This window comes from Rhodopirellula maiorica SM1 (assembly GCF_000346295.1).
Taxonomy (GTDB): domain Bacteria; phylum Planctomycetota; class Planctomycetia; order Pirellulales; family Pirellulaceae; genus Novipirellula; species Novipirellula maiorica.
The window spans coordinates 1-2,614 of record NZ_ANOG01000824.1 but is presented as its reverse complement, the minus strand read 5'-3'; the positions used below and the strand labels follow the sequence as shown (position 1 = coordinate 2,614).

At 57.4% G+C, this 2,614-nt stretch carries 2 protein-coding genes; both read left to right on the top strand.

What is annotated here, in order from left to right:
* Window positions 1–126: 126 nt before the first annotated feature.
* Window positions 127–1,389 carry an efflux RND transporter periplasmic adaptor subunit gene (locus RMSM_RS26775; protein ID WP_144057987.1) on the top strand — a complete coding sequence of 421 codons (1,263 nt, stop codon included), beginning with the start codon at window positions 127–129 and terminating at the stop codon, window positions 1,387–1,389.
* 190 nt (window positions 1,390–1,579) lie between these two features.
* The coding region (locus RMSM_RS26770) for an efflux RND transporter permease subunit (protein ID WP_008704213.1) at window positions 1,580–2,614 on the top strand (1,035 nt) is incomplete at its 3' end.

Below are 2,614 nucleotides of genomic sequence, written 5' to 3'. Positions count from 1 at the left end.
AACTTGACCAAGGATACCGCGCCCGCGCTGGTCCATTTTGCCGACGACACCACTCAGCAGTGGCTCTTGGTGCGATTGGACGATCCCGAAGGCCAGCAAGAATAGTGGAGTAACTGAATGTTGCAAATGAGAATAAAATTTCGAGCGACCGCATGCGTTGCGGTGGTGGCCACACTCGTCTCGGGATTCGTATCGGGGTGCTCCGATACGCAAGACGAGTCCACCCCGATTCGTCCGGTTCGCACGGTCAAGGTCGGAGACTTAACCGCGATCAGCGGACGCCAGTTTCCGGGGCGTGCGTCGGCGAAAAACGAGGTGGAGCTTTCCTTTCAAGTTTCGGGTCCGCTCGTTTCTCTACCGGTGGACGTCGGGTCGGTAGTGAAGAAGGGTGACGTGATCGCCGCCATCGATCCGCGAGATTTTGAGACGGCGCTCGCGAGCAACCAAGCCAACCTGGATCGCGCTAACGCGAATCTATTGGCAATGGAACGCGGTGCTCGGCCCGAAGAGATCGAACAACTGAAACTGGATCTCACTCAAGCCGAAGCTTCCTACGAGCAAGCCGTTGCCGAACATGGTCGCAATGAAAGGTTGATCGAAAGTGGTGCGACATCCCAAACGGAGTTTGATATCTCGTTGGCACGCAAGAAACGCACCGCTGCCGCAGTCGAAGACGCCAAGGAGGCGTTGAAAATTGGTATGTCCGGGGCCCGTCCTGAGGACATCCAAGCCAAACGCGCGGAGATTCGGGCTTTGGATGCCGCCGTCAAGGCAGCGCAGAACAAACTTGACGACGCGACGCTAAAAGCACCTTTTGACGGTGAGATTTCCGCTCGCTATGTCGATAACTTTCAGCGAGTTCAGGCTAAGCAGCCCATTGTCCGCTTGGTCGATATCTCGGTGATCGAAGTCACCGTCCAGCTCCCTGAATCCTTGATCGGATTGGTCCCGCAGATCGAAAAGGTGGCTTGCCGCTTTGATGCCATCGCCGACCGTGACTTCTTCGGCACGGTCACCAAGGTCGGCCGGGAAGCTTCGCAGACCACGCGGACTTACCCCGTGACCGTTCAGATCAATCAACCGGAGGACGTCAAGATTTTGCCTGGCATGGCTGCCACCGTTCGAAACCACAGCGAACAGGATGACAAGCCCGCAACCGCGGAACTGATTGTTCCGCCCAGCTCGGTGTTCACCGCGCCGGAGGACGATTCGCAAACCTTCGTCTGGGTGTTCGACGAGGGTACCGGCAAAGTTTCGCGTCGCGCCATCCAGACCGGTGAATTGACGCCCGTGGGACTCAAGGTCGATGAGGGATTGGAGGTTGGCGAGTGGGTTGTCACGTCCGGTGTGAATTCGCTGCAGGAAGGCCAAGTGGTCAAGTTGTTGTGAAAGTGAAATCCTCAACACGATCACCGCGGCGTAGTACGACGCCCCTTCCGGGCCGTCGCTGCGACATAGGTACGACGGCCCTTCTGGGCCGTCGCTTTTATAACAACGGCCCCACCGGGCTTTCATACAATCGTCTTTTCGTGCCCAGCGTCGTCGGCGATGCGGCCCCCAAAAACGTGATGAGTAGGTAATGAATCTGGCAGAGCTATCCATCGAGAAACGCGCGATCACCTATTTCGGCATTGGGCTGATCGTTTTGGGTGGCGTCTTCTGCTACTTCCAGCTCGGCCAACTAGAAGACCCGGAGTTTTCGGTCAAGACCGCAGCGATTACCACGACCTACCCCGGCGCCAGCGCCGAGCAGGTGGAACTGGAGGTCACCGACCGACTGGAAACCAAGCTCCAAGAAATGACGGAGCTGAAGAACGTCTATTCCAATTCACGTGCGGGCCTGTCCATCATCAAGGTGGACATCAAAAGCAATTATTGGTCCGAACGACTACCGCAGGTTTGGGACGTGTTGCGAAAGAAGGTGGCCGACGTCGAGCCGACGTTGCCGCCGGGGGCTGGCAAGCCGAAGGTCGGTGATGACTTTGGCTATGTCTTCGGATTCTTGCTGGCGGTCAGTAGCGACGGGTTCAACTACGCGGAGCTGGAGAAATACGTCAAGGAGATGCGAAAGGAGTTGAGCGTCGTCAAGGGCGTCGCTCGCGTCGACTTGTGGGGCGTTCAAGACAAACGAATCTATCTGGACGTTTCGTCGGCCCAATTGGCGGAACTGAATCTGACACCGGCTCAGCTGATCCAAACGCTGCAGTCGCAAAACATGGTCGTCGATGCGGGGCACGTCGATTACCAGACACAGCGATTGCGAGTGGCACCGACGGGCGCATTCCGCACGCCAGAGGAGATCGGTGAGTTGGCGGTCACAAGCGTGGTCGACGGCCAAGACGAAATCATCCGCATTCGCGATATTGCAACCGTCAATGTCGGCTACGCCGACCCGCCCAGCCATATGCTCCGTCACAACGGACGGCAAGCGATCGGATTGGCAATCGCCCCAGCGTCAGGCGAGAACGTGGTCGAAGTCGGTCAGCGGATCGACGACCGGATCAATGAACTGTTGACCGAATTGCCCGTCGGCATCAATGTGGAACGCATCTCTTGGCAATCGGATCAAGTCAGCGAATCGATCCGGGCCTTCATGATCAGCTTGATCGAAGCG

Coding starts and splice junctions, on each gene's coding strand:
- RMSM_RS26775 (WP_144057987.1), top strand. CDS start 127: ATGAGAATAAAATTTCGAGCGACCGCATGCGTTGCGGTGGTGGCCACA.